Origin of the sequence: Mesorhizobium sp. BR1-1-6, from assembly GCF_020165355.1 — a bacterium.
GTDB lineage: Bacteria > Pseudomonadota > Alphaproteobacteria > Rhizobiales > Rhizobiaceae > Mesorhizobium.
Genome location: NZ_JAIUHZ010000027.1, coordinates 19,395 through 34,404 on the forward strand (window position 1 = coordinate 19,395; position 15,010 = coordinate 34,404).

The window sequence follows — 15,010 nt, forward strand, 5'->3', positions numbered from 1 at the left end:
GGGCAAGGCCGGCTCAGGCTTCGAGCCAGCACTTTGCCAGGGCATAGCCATTCATCAACTCCTGGTGCGGATCGTCCACCCAGCCGCCCACCTTGGCGCCGGTGGCGTCGATGAACTGGTTGAACATCGGCAGGATCAGGCCGCCTTCGTCGCGCACCATGACGGCCATGTCGTGATACATCGCCTTGCGCTTGGCCTCGTCCAGCTCGGCGCGCGCCGCCAGCACCATCTTGTCGAAATCCGGGCGCTTGAAACGCGTGTCGTTCCAGTCGGCGGTCGACAGGTAGGCGGTCGAGTACATCTGGTCCTGGGTCGAGCGTCCGCCCCAATAGGAGGCGCAGAAGGGCTGCTTGTTCCAGACCTCGTTCCAGTAGCCGTCGCCCGGCTCGCGCTTGAGCTCGATCTGGATGCCGGCCTTGGCCGCGCTCTGCTGGAAAAGCTGGGACGCGTCGACGGCGCCGGGAAAGGCGACGTCGGAGGTCCTGAGCAGCACCGCGCCGTCATGCCCCGACTTCTTGTAGTGGAACTTGGCCTTGTCCGGATCGTATGTGCGCTGCTCGATCTCGGTGAACAGCGGGTAGGCGGCATTGATCGGGAAATCATTGCCGAGCGAACCGTAACCGCGCAGCACCTTCTTCAGCATTTCTTCGCGGTCGATCGCCAGCTTCAGCGCCATCCTGAGGTCGTTGTTGTCGAACGGCGCCGTATTGCAGTGCATGATGAAGACGTAGTGGCCCGGTCCCGCATGGTTGCGGATGGTGACGCCCGGCACGCGTTTGATCAGGTCGACGATCTTCGGCTCGACGCGGTTGACCATGTTGACCTGGCCGCCCTGCAGGGCGGCCGTACGGGCCGTAGCGTCGTTGATGACGATGATCTCGATCTGGTCGGCATGGCCCATCTTGTCGCCCTGCCAGTAATTGGCGAAGCGCTCGCCGCCATGGCGCACGCCGGGCTCGTTGGTGGTGACCTTGTAAGGGCCCGCCGAGATGCCGGCATCGGCCTTGTCCTTGCCGCCATTGGGCTGGACGATCAGGTGGTAGTCGCTGAGCAGGTAGGGCAGATCGGCATTGGCCTCCTTCAGCGTCAGCACCACTTCCTTGCCGCTGGCCTTGATGCTTTCGATGCCTTTCATGTAGCCGAGCGCGCCGGACTTCGACTTCTCGTCCGAATGACGCTCGAGCGTGGCGGCGACGTCTTCGGCGGTCACCGTCTTGCCATTGTGGAATTCGACGCCGTCGCGGATCTTCAGTGTCCAGACCTTGGCATCGTCGGACGAGCCGATCTCCTCGGCGATGCGGTTCTCGAGCTTGCCCTCTGGGGAAAGCTCGACGATCAGTTCGCCCCACATCTTGCCGAAGGCGAACGGCACCTGCGTCATGAACAGGGCTGGATCCAGGCTGTTGGTGGACTCGCCGCCAACCAGGCCTGCCTTGAGCGTGCCGCCCTTGACCGGGCCGGCTGCGCGCGCCGCGCTCGAAAGCAGTGAGTTGGCGAAGGTCGCGGTGACGCCGAGCGCTGCCGCCCGGCCGAGAAAATCCCGACGGCTGAGCTTGCCTGAGGCGACGCGTCGGCTAAGGAATTCCAGTTCGTTTGACATTTTGAGTTCCTCACTCTGTTGGTTCGACCTTAGTGGTCGTTTTCTTGTTTCTTGTGAGGGGAATAATGACCGCAAGGGAAAGCGGTAAGCAAGACCGAATGCGACATGCCGTGGCGTAAATGGCACGTCGCAATTGGACCAATGCCTTGCCGCTCAAACAAGCGAGCGCGGAACCGCCTGTTCAAAATCGCGTTCGAAGACGAGTTTTTCGCCTTCGTAAGCTTCAATTCGGGCGCTTACGATGAAGTTTTTGGCGTCCGAGCGTATTTCGGCCGATGTTTCGGTGCGCACCGACCATCCGCTTCGCGACAGGGTTTGCGTCCAATGCGTCCGTCCCCCAGCCGACAACGGATCGTCCGGATGGATCGTCCAGGTCTCGCGGGCGATGCTGCCGTTCGCCAGGCCATGTGCAAGATCGCGCACCTCGCCGAAATCGTCTTCTATGGAAAGCGTGACGATGCCGGTCTTCTCGTCGCGGTCGACGCGGCGTTCCGAATTGGCCGGGCGGATCGTCTCGGTTGCCCAGGGGGAAGCAGCCTCCGGCGCGGCGAACGTGACCTCGTCGCCCGTCGCCAGCGGGCGCAGCGGCAGCTTCAGCGTCGCCGCCGACAGGCTCAGGCGGACCGGCTCCGGCGAGGGCCAGATCATGGGCCAATAGGCGTTCGAGACGGCTATGCGCAAATGGTGGCCGGCCGGCACGCGATAGGCGCACTGGTCGAGCACGACGCGTGCCGAAACGCTCTCGCCGGGGACAAGCGCTTGCGGGAATTCGTGCGAGAGGCGATGCGTCAGGTTGAGCACGCCATAGGAGATCAGTTCGGAGGCGCCATCGGGATGCACGTCGCAAAGCCGCACCGCGATGTTGGCCTGCGGGCGGTCGCAGGATAACCGGACGTCGACTTCCGGTGCGCCGACGACGTCGATCGCCTCGGCGAGTTCCGGCTGGTCGAAACACACCGACAGCGCGTCGTCGGGACGCTGGTCGCCCGGCAATTCCGGGCCGAAGGTGAACGGGAAATACTCACCGCCGGCCAGCCCACAGCTTTGCGGCGAAGCGATGGTGACGGATTTACCGCCCGCCGGGATCAATTCGATCGTTTGCGTCTTGATGTCGGGCGAAGGCCACTGCCGCTCCGCCACCCAGCGGCCCGGCCGTTCCGGATGCCAGCGCGCCGGCCGCACGCTGTCCATCACATAGGCGCGGTAGGCCGGGTCGGCCTCGACGCCGGTCTCGACGCCCTTTAGCCAGCGGTCCCACCAGCGTAGCGCTTCCTGCAGGAAGCCGATTGCCGGCTGGGGCCCGGCATAATGCGGGTATTTGTGGATCCAGGGGCCGACGATGCCTTTGACCGGCGCCTCGATGTTGGCGACGAGATGCGAGATGGTGTTGCGGTAGCCGTCATGCCAGCCGCCGATCGACAGCACCGCGGCCTTGACGGCGGAGAAATCCTCGCAGATCGAGCCGCGTTTCCAGTAGGCGTCGCGGTGCTGGTGGCCAAGCCAGAGCGGCAAAAGGAACGACTGGTTCTCCAGTCGGCTGAGCCACAGGTCGCGCCATCTGTTGTCGCCCGCCAGCAGCGGGTCCGGCGGCCGTGACGAATAGGACAGCATTGTCGAGGCCCAGCCGAAATTTTCCAGCAGCAGGCAGCCGCCCTTGTAGTGGATGTCGTCGGCATAGCGATCAACGGTCGAGCACAGGCTGATGACCGCCTTGAGCGCCGACGGCTGCATGGCTGCCACCTGCAGGCAGTTGAAGCCGCCCCAGGAAATACCCATCATGCCGACATTGCCGTTGCACCAGGGTTGAGCCGCCGCCCAGGCGATGACGTCGCAGGCGTCCTGCAACTCCTGCTCGGAATATTCGTCGTCCATCAGCCCTTCGGAATCGCCATTGCCGCGCATGTCGACACGGATCGAGGCATAGCCGTGGCCGGCGAAATAGGGATGCGTCAGCTGGTCGCGAAAGATGGTGCCGTCGCGCTTGCGGTAGGGCAGGTGCTCGAGGATGACAGGCACCGGATCGTCGCCGGCATCTTCCGGCATCCACACCCGCGCCGACAGCCGGCAGCCATCCGGCATAACGATGCCCATATCAGGGAATTCGACGACCTTGCGGGGAAACTCGGTGACGGTTTTCATGGCGCGCATAACGCCTCGCGGCGCGGCAAGTTTCAATCGCCATTCGCGACTGGAGCAGTGGAATATGCGACCTGTGCCGCTGCTTGGTGCCCTCAGTTCAGCGGAATGTCGTTCTCGGCCTTGTTGGCCTGGTAGTCGCCAGAGAGCGCTTCATAAAGTGCTGCAATCTTGCCGATGCGCGCCTCCAGCCGCCCGCGTTCCGCCTCGGGCAGCGCCCGCACCAGCCTGCGGATCGAAAAGCTCTTCCAATAGGCGTTCTCGGCATTGTAACCGCCGGGATCGAGGGTGAAGACCTCTTTCAGGATTTTCAGATCGTGCGGGATGGCAAAACTGTCGCGCGAATCCTCGTGGCTGAACAGATAGTAGAAATTGTCGAAACCGGTCCAGGTGATCGCCGACAGGCAGAGCGAACAGGGCTCGTGCGTGGCCAGGAAGATGGCCTCCTTGGTGTCGACACGTTCGGCTTTGGGCATTTCGTAGAAGCGTTTCAGGCAGTGCACTTCGCCATGCCAGAGCGGGTTTTCGATCTCGTTGTTGGTTTCGGCCAGCACCAGCGAGCGGTCGCCTTTCTTCAGGATCGCCGCGCCGAACAGCTTGTTGCCATGGGCGACGCCTTCCTGCGTCTTCGGCACGATGTCGTGCTCGATGACGTCGAGCAGGCGGTCGATCAGCGAAATGTCGGTCATCAAAGGATCTCGTCGGGGAGATGAATCTCGTAGGCGTGCGAAAAATGGAATTCTTCGAGATTGGAGCCGTCGCCGCCACGGTCGACGATCAGGAAATCCTGGGGCTCACCCAATGGCGTCAGTACGCCGTGCCATAGATTGCGTGAATAATTGATGCCTTGCCCTGGCTTGGTGATGAAGGCATGCGGCTCGGCCGGACCGTCCTTGCCGTCATGACAGACGACGACCAGGAACGGTCGTGGCGACAGCGGGACAAAGGCCTGGCTGCCGAGCGGGTGACGCTCGACCATGGTCAGCGCCAGCGGCAATTCGTAAGGCGTGCCGCGCACCATCGAGATCAGCACGCGCGCATTCGGCCCCACGGCCTCGGCGGTCGCCAGATCATGGTAGCGCTCGGCCTTGCCGCCATTGATCGGGTAGTGGTTGTCGCCGCCCATGTCGATGACATCGCCGAACGGGGCAAAGCCCTCGCGGGTCAGCGGCCGCGCGACGATGCGGGTCACGGCGCACGCCCTGCGATCCCGGCACTGCCGAGCTTGGCGTGCCGGTTGACGTCCTTGTAGAGCAGATAGCGGAATTTTCCCGGTCCGCCGGCATAGCAGGCCTGCGGACAGAAGGCGCGCAGCCACATATAGTCGCCGGCCTCCACCTCGACCCAGTCCTGGTTGAGCCGGTAGACGGCCTTGCCTTCCAGGACATAGAGCCCGTGCTCCATGACATGGGTCTCGGCAAAGGGAATGACCGCGCCCGGTTCGAGGGTGACGATGGTCATGTGCATGTCATGGCGCATGTCGGCCGGATCGACGAAGCGCGTCGTCGCCCAACGGCCGTCGGTACCGGGCATCGGCGTCGGCCCGATGTCCTGCTCGTTGGTGAAGAAGGCTTGTGGGACCTCGAGGCCGCTGACGGGCTCATAAGCCTTGCGTATCCAGTGAAAGCGGACAGCCGCATTGCTTTCGTTGCGAACAGTCCAGCCGCTCGACGGCGGCAGGAAGGCGAAGCCGCCCGGCCGCAAGACATGTCTTTCGCCGGCAAGCAGGACGGTCAGTTCGCCTTCGACCACGAACAAGGCGCCCTCGGCGCCGGCATCGGGTTCCGGCCGGTCGCTGCCACCGCCGGGCGCGATCTCGACGATGTACTGCGAAAACGTCTCGGCAAAGCCCGACAGCGGCCTCGACAATATCCAGACGCGGGTCTTGTCCCAGAATGGCAGGGCGCTGGTGACGATGTCCTGCATCACGCCCTTGGGGATGACGGCATAGGCCTCGGTGAAGACGGCGCGGCCGGTCAGAAGCTCACTCTGGCCGGAATGGCCGCCATGTGGAGCATAATAGGTTCGCTCGGGCATTCTGATCGTATCCATGGGTTCAAACCTATTGCGGAAGCATGTCCTTGAGGCGGAAGAGCGCGATGCGCTCGACCTGTTTGCAGGCGGTCTCGAATTCGACGCCGCGGCTGTTGCCGATGCGCCTTTCGAACTCCGCCAGGATTTCTTGCCTGGTCTTGCCCTTCACCGCGACGATGAACGGGAAACCGAAGGTGGTGACGTAGGCGGCGTTAAGCTTGGAAAACAGCTCGCGCTCCTTGTCGGTCAGCGCATCGAGGCCGGCCGAAGCCTGTTCCCTGGCTGATTCCGCCGTCAGCCGCCTGGCCCTTGCCAGCTTGCCGGCAAGGTCTGGATGGGCGTTGAGCACGCCCAGCCGCTCCGTTTCGCTTGCGGCGCGGAAAACGCGGCAGAGCGCATTGTGCAGGCCGCCGGCGCTGTCGTGCGCCGGGCCAAGTTCCAGCTCGTAGGCGCGCTCGGCTATCCACGGCGAATGTTCGAAAACGCCGCCGAAAGCATGCACGAAGGCCTCGAATTCCATCCTCGAAGGGCGCAGCACCGGCTGCTTGTATGGATGGGTCTCGCGCCAATGCCTGGCGATGTCGATACGCCGCGCCAGCCAGACCTTGTCGTGCGACTTCACATAGTCGACGAAGCGCTTCAGCGCCGCCACCCGCCCCGGCCGCCCGACGAGGCGACAGTGCAGGCCGATATTCATCATGCGCGGCCGCCCAGCCTTGCCTTCGGCATAGAGCGTGTCGAAACTGTCCTTCAGATAGGCGAAGAACTGGTCGCCCGAGTTGAAGCCCTGCGGCGTGGCGAAGCGCATGTCGTTGGCATCGAGCGTGTAGGGGATGATGAGCTGTGGCCTGTCGGTCCCGTCATCCGCGAACCAGTAGGGCAGCTCGTCGTCATAAGTGTCGGAGACGTAGTCGAAGCCGCCTTCCTCCGCCACCAGCCGAACAGTGTTGACCGACGTCCGGCCGGTGTACCAGCCCGTCGGGCGCGTGCCTGTCACTTCGTAGTGCAGCCGGATCGCCTCCTTGAGGTCGCGGCGCTCGTCCTCGGCGCTGTGGTCGCGGTAGTCGATCCATTTCAGCCCGTGCGAGGCGATCTCCCAGCCGGCATCCTGCATCGCCGTCACCTGATCGGGCGAGCGGGCGAGTGCCGTGGCGACGCCGTAACAGGTCACTGGCACCTCGGCCTCGGTGAACAGGCGAAGCAGCCGCCAGAAGCCTGCCCGCGCCCCATATTCGTAGATCGATTCCATGTTCCAATGGCGTTGGCCCGCCCAGGGAGCCGCGCCGACGATTTCCGACAGGAAGGCTTCCGAAGCCTTGTCGCCATGCAGGACGCAGTTCTCGCCGCCTTCTTCGTAATTGACGACGAATTGCACGGCCACATGCGCGCCACCGGGCCATTTGGGATCCGGCGGATTGGCTCCGTAGCCGCGCATGTCTCTGGTGTAACGCATCGTCCCTCCCACGGGGCATCGCCCGAAGTATGATCAGGATATCGAAAGGGTGCTTCTCGCATTCCCCCGAAAATTTTTGAAAGTGTTTTTGTCGCACTCCGCTCGACCGGGACTTATGCATCGCCTTTAATTGGCGCACAATTCATCAGCAATGTTTGGCTGTACCGGCCGGTTTGTTCGTATTGGAATGGGAGGCGGACAATGGCAGAAACGTCGAAAGTCGATGGCGGACGTCTGACGACCCACGTGCTGGATACGGCTACCGGCAAGCCCGCGGCGGGATTGTCGATCGCGCTCTACCGGATCGATGGCTCGGCCAGGACGCATCTGAAGACGGTCGCCACCAACGCCGACGGCCGTTGCGACGCACCGCTTTTGGCCGACGCGGATTTCCAGACCGGCGAATACGAGCTGGTTTTCGCCGCTGGTGACTATCTGCGGCGCCAGGGAACGGAACTGCCCGAGCCGGCCTTCCTCGACACCGTGCCGATCCGCTTTGGCATGGCGGATGCCGTGCACTATCATGTGCCGCTGCTCGTCTCGCCCTATGGCTATTCGACTTACAGGGGGAGCTGAGACGTGGCCGAGGTCAAGATCCGCAACGACATCCGCTTTATCCTCAACGGCAGGGATGTCGTGCTGTCATCCGTGGCGCCTGACGCGACCTTGCTTGACTGGCTGCGGCTCGACCGATCGCTGCGCGGCACCAAGGAAGGCTGCGCAGAAGGCGATTGCGGCGCCTGTACCGTACTGGTCGGCAGGCTTTCCGCCGGCGAACTGGTCTATGAAAGTGTCAACGCCTGCATCCGCTTCCTGGGTTCGTTGGACGGCACCCATGTCGTGACGGTCGAGCATCTCCGTGGAACGCCGGGCCAGTTGCACCCGGTGCAGCAGGCGATGGTGGATTTCCACGGCTCGCAATGCGGCTTCTGCACGCCAGGCTTCGTCATGTCGCTTTACGGCTTGTGGATGAAATCACCGGAGCCGTCGGACGCGGCCATCGAAAAGACCTTGCAGGGCAATCTCTGCCGCTGCACCGGCTATGAGGCGATCATGCGCGCGGCTCGCGCCATCTCCAGCTACGGCAAAGCACAGAAGGATCCGCTGGCGCTGGAGCGTCAGTCGATCATGGCCAGACTCGAGGCGATGGGCGACGGCGCACGGATCGAGATCGGCGCCGGCAAGGCGCGGCTCGTCGTGCCGGCTGACGTTGACGATTTCGCCGCCGTGCTCGACAAGGAACCGGGCGCCACCATCGTCGCCGGCTCGACCGATGTCGGTCTCTGGGTGACCAAGCACATGCGCGATATTTCGCCTGTCATCTTCATCGGCAATCTCGACGGGCTGTGCGCCATTGCCGAGGACAAGGACGTGATCTCGATCGGCGCCGGCGTCACCTATTCCGATGCCTTCGCGATGCTGTCGAAACGCATCCCGGCGCTCGGGCCATTGTTCGATCGCATCGGCGGCGAACAGGTGCGCAACATGGGCACGATCGGCGGCAACATCGCCAATGGCTCGCCGATCGGCGACACACCGCCGCCATTCATCGCGCTCGGCGCGCGGCTGACGCTGCGCCGTGGAAGCAAGCGGCGCACGATCCCGCTCGAGGATTTCTTCATCGCCTATGGCAAGCAGGACCGGCAGGCCGGCGAGTTCGTCGAGGCCGTGCATGTGCCGGTTCCGGCAAACGAAACGAAGTTCGGCGTCTACAAGATCACCAAGCGCCGCGACGAGGATATCACCGCCGCCCTCGGCGCGTTTTTTCTGACCTTGGCCAGGGACGGCACCGTGGCCGATATCCGCATCGCCTATGGCGGCATGGCGGCGACGCCGAAGCGGGCTGCGGCGGTCGAGAAAGCTCTGCTCGGCAAACCCTGGACCGAAGAAACAGTCGAGGCGGCGATGACCGAATACCCAACGGATTTCACGCCGCTCACCGACATGCGGGCAAGCGCTGAATATCGGGCTTTGGCGGCGAAAAACTTGTTGCTGCGTTTCTTTGTCGAAACCACCGGCACCAGGGCACCGTTCCAGGTGTCGCGCAACGAGGCGGCATGATGAACAAGCACGCCAGCGCCAATTTAAAGGCCGAAAAGATCGTCGGCGGCGTCGCCACAGACCAGCGCCATGATTCCGCGCACAAGCATGTCAGCGGCAGCGCCGTTTACATCGATGATATGCCCGAACCGGCGGGCACGCTGCATGGCTGCCTCGGTTTGGCCACGGCCACGCATGCCACCATCGCCAAAATGGACCTGTCGGCGGCGCGCGCCGCCCCCGGCGTGATCGACGTGCTCACGGCAAAGGATGTGCCGGGCGAGAACGACATTTCGCCGACCGGGCGCCATGACGAGCCGGTACTCGCCGACGGCGAGGTACAGTTTTTCGGCCAGCCGATCTTTTGCGTGATTGCCGAGACGCGCGAGCAGGCGCGGCGCGCCACCAGGCTGGCAAGGGTCGAATACGAGGAATTGCCTTTCGTCACCGACATCGGCGCGCTCGATCCGACCAGGGACAAACTCGTCACGCCGCCTCTGACGCTGAAACGCGGCGACGCGGCTGCTGCGATCCGTCAGGCCCCCCGCCGGCTGAAAGGAAAAATGCGCGTCGGCGGCCAGGAGCATTTCTACCTCGAAGGGCATATCGCGATGGCGGTTCCCGGCGAGGATCAGGACGTCACCATCTATTCCTCGACGCAGCATCCGAGCGAAGTCCAGCACATGGTTGGTCATGCACTCGGCGTGCCGAGCAACGCCATTACCGTGGAAATGCGTCGCATGGGGGGCGGCTTCGGCGGCAAGGAAACGCAGGGCAACCAGTTTGCAGCGCTGGCCGCGATCGCCGCCAAGAAGCATCATCGGGCAGTGAAAATCCGGCCCGATCGCGATGACGACATGATCGCCACCGGCAAGCGGCACGATTTCCTCATCGACTACGAGGCCGGCTTCGACGATGAGGGCAATATTCTCGGCGTCAACTTCATGTTCGCGGCGCGCTGCGGCTTTTCTGCGGACCTTTCCGGGCCGGTCACCGACCGCGCGCTGTTCCACTGCGACAATACCTATTTCTGGCCGGCTGTGCATGCACAGTCGGCGCCGCTCTACACCAACACGGTCTCGAACACCGCCTTTCGCGGCTTCGGCGGCCCTCAAGGCATGGTCGGCGCCGAGCGTATCATCGACGAGGTGGCGTTTGCCGTCGGCAAGGACCCGCTTGAGATCCGCAAGCGGAATTTCTATGGAACCGCCGACCGCAACGTCACGCCCTACCACCAGGCGGTCGAGGACAACATCATCCACCGCATCGTCGCGGAACTGGAAGAAAGCGCCAGCTATGCAAGGCGCCGGCGCGAAATCTCGGCCTTCAACAACAACAGCCGCTTCATCAAGCGAGGCCTCGCACTGACGCCGGTCAAATTCGGCATCTCGTTTACCGCCACGCATTACAACCAGGCCGGCGCGCTGGTGCATGTCTACACCGACGGTTCGGTGCATCTGAACCATGGCGGCACCGAGATGGGGCAGGGCCTCAACGTCAAGGTGGCGCAAGTGGTGGCGCAAGAGTTCCAGATCGATCTCGACCAGGTGAAGATCACCGCGACGACCACCGGCAAGGTGCCGAACACCTCGGCCACCGCCGCGTCGTCCGGCACCGACCTCAATGGAATGGCGGCGCAGAATGGCGCCCGCCAGATCAAGGACCGGCTGACCGATTTCGCCGCCGAGAAATACCAGGTGCCACGCGACCAGGTGCTGTTCCTGCCCAACAGGGTGCGAATCGGCAACCAGGAGATACCTTTCGCCGACCTCGTCAAGCAGGCCTATATGGCCCGCATCCAGCTTTCGGCGGCCGGCTTTTACAAGACGCCGAAGATCCACTGGGACCGCGACAAGGGCGAGGGCCGTCCTTTCTATTATTTCGCCTATGGCGCCTCCTGCTCGGAAGTCTCGGTCGACACGCTGACCGGCGAATACATGGTCGAACGCACCGACATCCTGCACGAGACGGGCCGCTCGCTGAACCGCGCCATCGACCTCGGCCAGGTCGAGGGCGGCTTTATCCAGGGCATGGGCTGGCTGACGACCGAGGAACTGTGGTGGGATGACAAGGGCCGGCTGCGCACGCATGCGCCCTCGACCTATAAGATCCCGCTGGCGTCGGACCGGCCTAAGATCTTCAACGTGACACTGGCCGATTGGCCGGAGGCCGGTGAGCCGACGATCCATCGCTCCAAGGCGGTCGGCGAGCCGCCCTTCCCGCTCGGCATGTCGGTGCTGCATGCCCTGTCCGACGCGGTGGCAAGCGTCGCCGACCACAGGATCTGTCCACGTCTCGATGCGCCTGCGACACCGGAACGCGTGCTGATGGCGATCGAGCGGCTGAAGAAAGAGGCGAAGACCTGACTCCGGCAAAACGTGCAAAACAGGCCGAAAAGGCCTATATTTCCCGACAGGGAATGTAAAAAATGAACACGACTGTGCAAAGCCTGAAAGCCTTTCTTGGCCAAACCGGCCGGGTCGCGCTCGTCGAGGTCGCGGCGACGAAGGGCTCGACGCCGCGCGAGAAGGGCGCCTTCATGCTCGTCTCGCAAGCAGCGACATCGGGCACGATCGGCGGCGGCCAACTGGAATATATGGCCATCGACAAGGCACGGCAGATGCTGGGCTCTTTACCCTCCTCCTTGCGGGGAGGGTCGGCGAGCGGACGCCGCGAAGCGGCGTCAGCGAAACGGGGCGGGGGAGCGGCGTTCACAGATCCCTCGACGACGACGTCGTCCAACCCTATCCACAAGGGGGAGGGTGAAGAGACCCTCCCCGACGCCCGCGTGATCCTCGACGTGGCGCTCGGTCCGGAGATCGGCCAATGCTGCGGCGGGCGCGTCGAGGTGTCGATCCGCCTCGTCGATGCGACGTTGGCGCAGGAGCTGATTTCGGCCGCGGAAATCGAGCAGGCTGAACTGCCTTATGTCTACATCTTCGGCGGCGGCCACGTCGGGCAGGCGCTGGCCTCCGCGGTAGCGCTTCTCCCTGTGCGTGCCGTTGTCATCGAAACACGGGCCGACGCGCTAGACGGAATGCCGGAAGCCGTCGAGACGCGGCTGACCCCGATGCCTGAAGCCGAGGTGCGCAACGCGCCTGCAGGCAGCGCCTTCGCCATCCTCACCCATGATCATGCGCTGGACTTCCTGATTGTCGCCGAAGCCCTGAAGCGTGGCGACACCGCCTATGTCGGCATGATCGGCTCGAAGACCAAGAAAGCGACGTTCAGGAACTGGTTGCTGAAATCGGCGGAGGGTACGGAAGCGCAGTTTGCCCGCCTCGTTTCCCCAATTGGCGGTGACGCCGTGAAAGACAAGCGCCCATCCGTCATTGCCGCGCTAGCGGCCGCCGAGATCATGACGGCGCTGGTCAATCACGGCGCCGCGTCAAATGCCGGACGTCAGATGCCGCATGATAGGACGTTGGCCGGGTAAGGTCACGTCGCGGCTATACCGGTTGCTTCAAGCCCAGATGATCGCGCAGTGTGCGGCCCTCATACTCCCTGCGAAACAGGCCGCGCCGCTGCAGCTCCGGCACAACTAGGGTGGCGAAGGCATCGAGTTCGCCGGGGAAATATGACGGCATGACGTTGAAGCCGTCCGCCGCACCGCCCTCGAACCGGGCCTGGAGTTCGTCTGCGATCTGCACCGCGGTCCCGACGATGCGCCAATGGCCGCGTGCGCCGGCGAAATGGCGGGCAAGCTGGCGGATGGAAAGGCCGTCGCGGCGCGATTGCTCGATGACCAGGGCCTGCCGGCTTTTCATGCCTTCGCTCTCCGGCAATTCGGGCAGCGGCCCGTCGAGCGGATAGCGCCGAAGATCGGAGATGCTGAGATAGCTGGACAGCAGCGCTACGCCGACGTCATCGGGGATCAGCTCCTGCAGCTCCTCGTATTTCGCCCGCGCTTCCGCTTCGGTTTCCGCCACCACCGGGGCGACGCCGGGCATGATCTTGATGTCGTCCGGTTGGCGTCCATAGGCCGCCAGACGGCCCTTGAGATCGTCGTAGAAAGCCTTCGCTTCCGCGAAAGTCTGCGCGGCGGTGAACACCACATCGGCGGTGCGAGCGGCGAGATCGCGGCCGACATCCGAGGCGCCGGCCTGAACCATGACCGGGGCGCCCTGCGGCGAACGCGGCAAATCGAGTGGATCGCACACCGAAAAGCTCTGGCCGTCATGGCCGGAGGCGCCGAGCTTGCCGTGCCAAAGCCTGGTGACGACTTCGGCGAATTCTCGTGCCCGTTCATAACGATCGGCGTGGGGTCTGAGACCCGTTGCGCCGAAGTTGGCGGCCTCGATCGGGCTGGCCGACGTGACCAGGTTCCAGCCGGCGCGCCCGCCGCTCAGCTGGTCGAGCGAAAGGAAGGTTCGTGCCAGCCCGTAAGGCTCGTTGTAGCTGGTCGAAGCCGTGGAGACGAGGCCGATGCGGCTGGTCTGGACAGCGAGTGCGGAAAGCAGGCTGATCGGCTCGAAGCCGATCGAACGCGAGGTCTGGCTGGCGATGCTGACATCGGCTTCGCGCAGGCCGGCCGCATCCTCGCAGAACAACAGGTCGAATTTCGCCGCTTCCGCCGTGCGCGCCAGCGCGACGTAATGATCGATGTCGATCCCGGCCTTCACATGGGCCTGGGGATGCCGCCAGGCGGCGATATGGTGGCCCGTCGCCCACAGAAAGACGCCGAGCTTCATCTGGCGCGCGGTCATCGGTCGCCTCCGCCGCTGAGTCCCAGATGCGAGCGCAGCGTTGTGCCCCCATGGCTCTGTCGAATCACGCCGCGCCGCCGCAGCTCCGGCAGAACGCGATTGGTGAAATCGTCGAGCGCTGAAATGTGCGCGGACAGCCGGATGTTGAATCCGTCGCAATTGTTCGCCCGGAATTCTTCCTCCATCCTGTCGGCCAGCCCGGCGACGCCGTTGGCGGCGAGGGATATGTCAGCCAATATTCTCACGGCATCCGGTTCGCGCCCGGACGCGGAAACGCGGCGCCTGAATTCGTCATGGCGTGCCTTGCGCCGCGCTGCCTGCCTTTCGTCCAGCAGGATGACATCGGCTGTGCGCGCGGCAATGTCGAGGTCGCCTGCCGCCAGGCCGGACAGGACCAGAACCGGCGTATCCTGCGGCGAACGCGCCACGTTCAGCGGTCCGCGCACGGCGAAGAATTCGCCCTTGTGGTCGAGCTGGTGCATTTTTCCGGGATCGTGAAAGCGGCCGCTGTCTTTGTCGAACAACAGCGCGTCCGCCCCCCAGCCATTCCACAAGCCCTGGACGATGCCGATATATTCCTCGGAGCGGCGGCGAAACTCGTCGCTGGAAAATCCATCCGGCCGGCTGAAATTGGCCGCCTCGCTCGGCGCCTGCGCCATCGTTGCGTTCCATCCGGCGCGACCGTGGCTGATGATATCGAGCGAGGCGAACCGGCGCGCCAGATTGTAGGGCTGGTGGGCAACCATCGACGCGGTGGCGACCAGCCCGATCCTGCTCGTCACGGTCGCCAGTGCGGCAAGCAGGGTCGTCGCTTCGAACGAGTTGCCCGACCCGGCCCTGCCCGGCGGCGCATCGTCGAGAACAATCATGTCCAGCCCGGCCGCTTCCGCCCGCTGCGCGAAGCCGGCCAAGTCGCTGAAGGTGAGCGCGCCGGCCTGCCCGGTCGTGGAGGCAATGTTGAGCGAAACGGTGAGATGCATTGTGGCTAGCTCGTCAGTCGGCGCAAAGCCCATCGGCCATGAGGCGGCATCCGCGAACCTA

The 15,010-nt window shown here is 63.9% G+C and carries 12 protein-coding genes; 4 read left to right on the forward strand and 8 right to left on the reverse strand.

Going from position 1 to position 15,010, the window contains the following annotated elements; genetic code table 11:
- Positions 1–13: 13 nt before the first annotated feature.
- The 6 genes from LB545_RS28950 to puuE all read right to left on the reverse strand — a co-directional run bounded on the left by LB545_RS28950 (position 14) and on the right by puuE (position 7,223).
- Positions 14–1,600, reverse strand: a complete 1,587-nt coding sequence (locus LB545_RS28950) for an ABC transporter substrate-binding protein (RefSeq protein ID WP_140512805.1) — start codon at positions 1,598–1,600, stop codon at positions 14–16.
- Positions 1,601–1,753: 153 nt separating this feature from the next.
- Positions 1,754–3,739, reverse strand: a complete 1,986-nt coding sequence (locus LB545_RS28955; protein WP_140658474.1) for a CocE/NonD family hydrolase — start codon at positions 3,737–3,739, stop codon at positions 1,754–1,756.
- A gap of 92 nt (positions 3,740–3,831) precedes the next feature.
- Positions 3,832–4,425, reverse strand: coding sequence for a nucleoside deaminase (locus LB545_RS28960; RefSeq protein ID WP_140501182.1), 594 nt, complete (start codon positions 4,423–4,425; stop codon positions 3,832–3,834).
- Positions 4,425–4,928 carry an ureidoglycolate lyase gene (locus LB545_RS28965; protein WP_140501180.1) on the reverse strand — a complete coding sequence of 168 codons (504 nt, stop codon included), beginning with the start codon at positions 4,926–4,928 and terminating at the stop codon, positions 4,425–4,427. The genes LB545_RS28960 and LB545_RS28965 overlap by 1 nt, the downstream gene beginning before the upstream one ends.
- Positions 4,925–5,788, reverse strand: coding sequence for a bifunctional allantoicase/(S)-ureidoglycine aminohydrolase (locus tag LB545_RS28970; RefSeq protein WP_140658470.1), 864 nt, complete (start codon positions 5,786–5,788; stop codon positions 4,925–4,927). The genes LB545_RS28965 and LB545_RS28970 overlap by 4 nt, the downstream gene beginning before the upstream one ends.
- Positions 5,789–5,798: 10 nt before the next feature.
- Entirely contained in the window at positions 5,799–7,223 is a 1,425-nt protein-coding gene (gene puuE, locus LB545_RS28975) for an allantoinase PuuE (protein WP_140658468.1), read from the reverse strand.
- Positions 7,224–7,424: 201 nt separating this feature from the next.
- Here puuE and uraH point away from each other — a divergent pair, with 201 nt between their 5' ends.
- The 4 genes from uraH (at position 7,425) to xdhC (ending at position 12,699) form a co-directional block, all read left to right on the forward strand.
- Positions 7,425–7,799, forward strand: coding sequence for a hydroxyisourate hydrolase (uraH, locus tag LB545_RS28980; RefSeq protein WP_224706188.1), 375 nt, complete (start codon positions 7,425–7,427; stop codon positions 7,797–7,799).
- Between the two features lie 3 nt (positions 7,800–7,802).
- Positions 7,803–9,284, forward strand: a complete 1,482-nt coding sequence (xdhA, locus tag LB545_RS28985) for a xanthine dehydrogenase small subunit (RefSeq protein WP_224706189.1) — start codon at positions 7,803–7,805, stop codon at positions 9,282–9,284.
- Entirely contained in the window at positions 9,284–11,629 is a 2,346-nt protein-coding gene (gene xdhB / locus LB545_RS28990; protein WP_140580651.1) for a xanthine dehydrogenase molybdopterin binding subunit, read from the forward strand. The genes xdhA and xdhB overlap by 1 nt, the downstream gene beginning before the upstream one ends.
- Positions 11,630–11,691: 62 nt before the next feature.
- Positions 11,692–12,699: a xanthine dehydrogenase accessory protein XdhC gene (xdhC, locus tag LB545_RS28995; protein WP_140819073.1), complete on the forward strand. Its 1,008-nt coding sequence runs from the start codon at positions 11,692–11,694 to the stop codon at positions 12,697–12,699.
- A 13-nt stretch (positions 12,700–12,712) separates the two neighbouring features.
- Here xdhC and LB545_RS29000 read toward each other — a convergent pair whose 3' ends face one another.
- Together LB545_RS29000 and LB545_RS29005 are read right to left on the reverse strand one after the other, a co-directional pair.
- A complete protein-coding gene (locus LB545_RS29000) occupies positions 12,713–13,969 on the reverse strand; it encodes an LLM class flavin-dependent oxidoreductase (RefSeq protein WP_140819075.1) in 1,257 nt (418 codons plus the stop codon).
- Positions 13,966–14,949, reverse strand: a complete 984-nt coding sequence (locus LB545_RS29005) for an LLM class flavin-dependent oxidoreductase (RefSeq protein ID WP_140819077.1) — start codon at positions 14,947–14,949, stop codon at positions 13,966–13,968. Before LB545_RS29005 ends, LB545_RS29000 begins: the two co-directional genes overlap by 4 nt.
- Between the last annotated feature and the right edge of the window lie 61 nt (positions 14,950–15,010).

Excerpts from the sequence above, each read along its gene's own strand:
- xdhB (WP_140580651.1), top strand. The coding sequence starts at position 9,284 with ATGAACAAGCACGCCAGCGCCAATTTAAAGGCCGAAAAGATCGTCGGC.
- LB545_RS28950 (WP_140512805.1), bottom strand. The coding sequence starts at position 1,600 with ATGTCAAACGAACTGGAATTCCTTAGCCGACGCGTCGCCTCAGGCAAG.
- xdhC (WP_140819073.1), top strand. The coding sequence starts at position 11,692 with ATGAACACGACTGTGCAAAGCCTGAAAGCCTTTCTTGGCCAAACCGGC.
- LB545_RS29005 (WP_140819077.1), bottom strand. The coding sequence starts at position 14,949 with ATGCATCTCACCGTTTCGCTCAACATTGCCTCCACGACCGGGCAGGCC.
- LB545_RS28955 (WP_140658474.1), bottom strand. The coding sequence starts at position 3,739 with ATGAAAACCGTCACCGAGTTTCCCCGCAAGGTCGTCGAATTCCCTGAT.
- LB545_RS29000 (WP_140819075.1), bottom strand. The coding sequence starts at position 13,969 with ATGACCGCGCGCCAGATGAAGCTCGGCGTCTTTCTGTGGGCGACGGGC.
- puuE (WP_140658468.1), bottom strand. The coding sequence starts at position 7,223 with ATGCGTTACACCAGAGACATGCGCGGCTACGGAGCCAATCCGCCGGAT.
- uraH (WP_224706188.1), top strand. The coding sequence starts at position 7,425 with ATGGCAGAAACGTCGAAAGTCGATGGCGGACGTCTGACGACCCACGTG.
- LB545_RS28960 (WP_140501182.1), bottom strand. The coding sequence starts at position 4,425 with ATGACCGACATTTCGCTGATCGACCGCCTGCTCGACGTCATCGAGCAC.
- LB545_RS28970 (WP_140658470.1), bottom strand. The coding sequence starts at position 5,788 with ATGGATACGATCAGAATGCCCGAGCGAACCTATTATGCTCCACATGGC.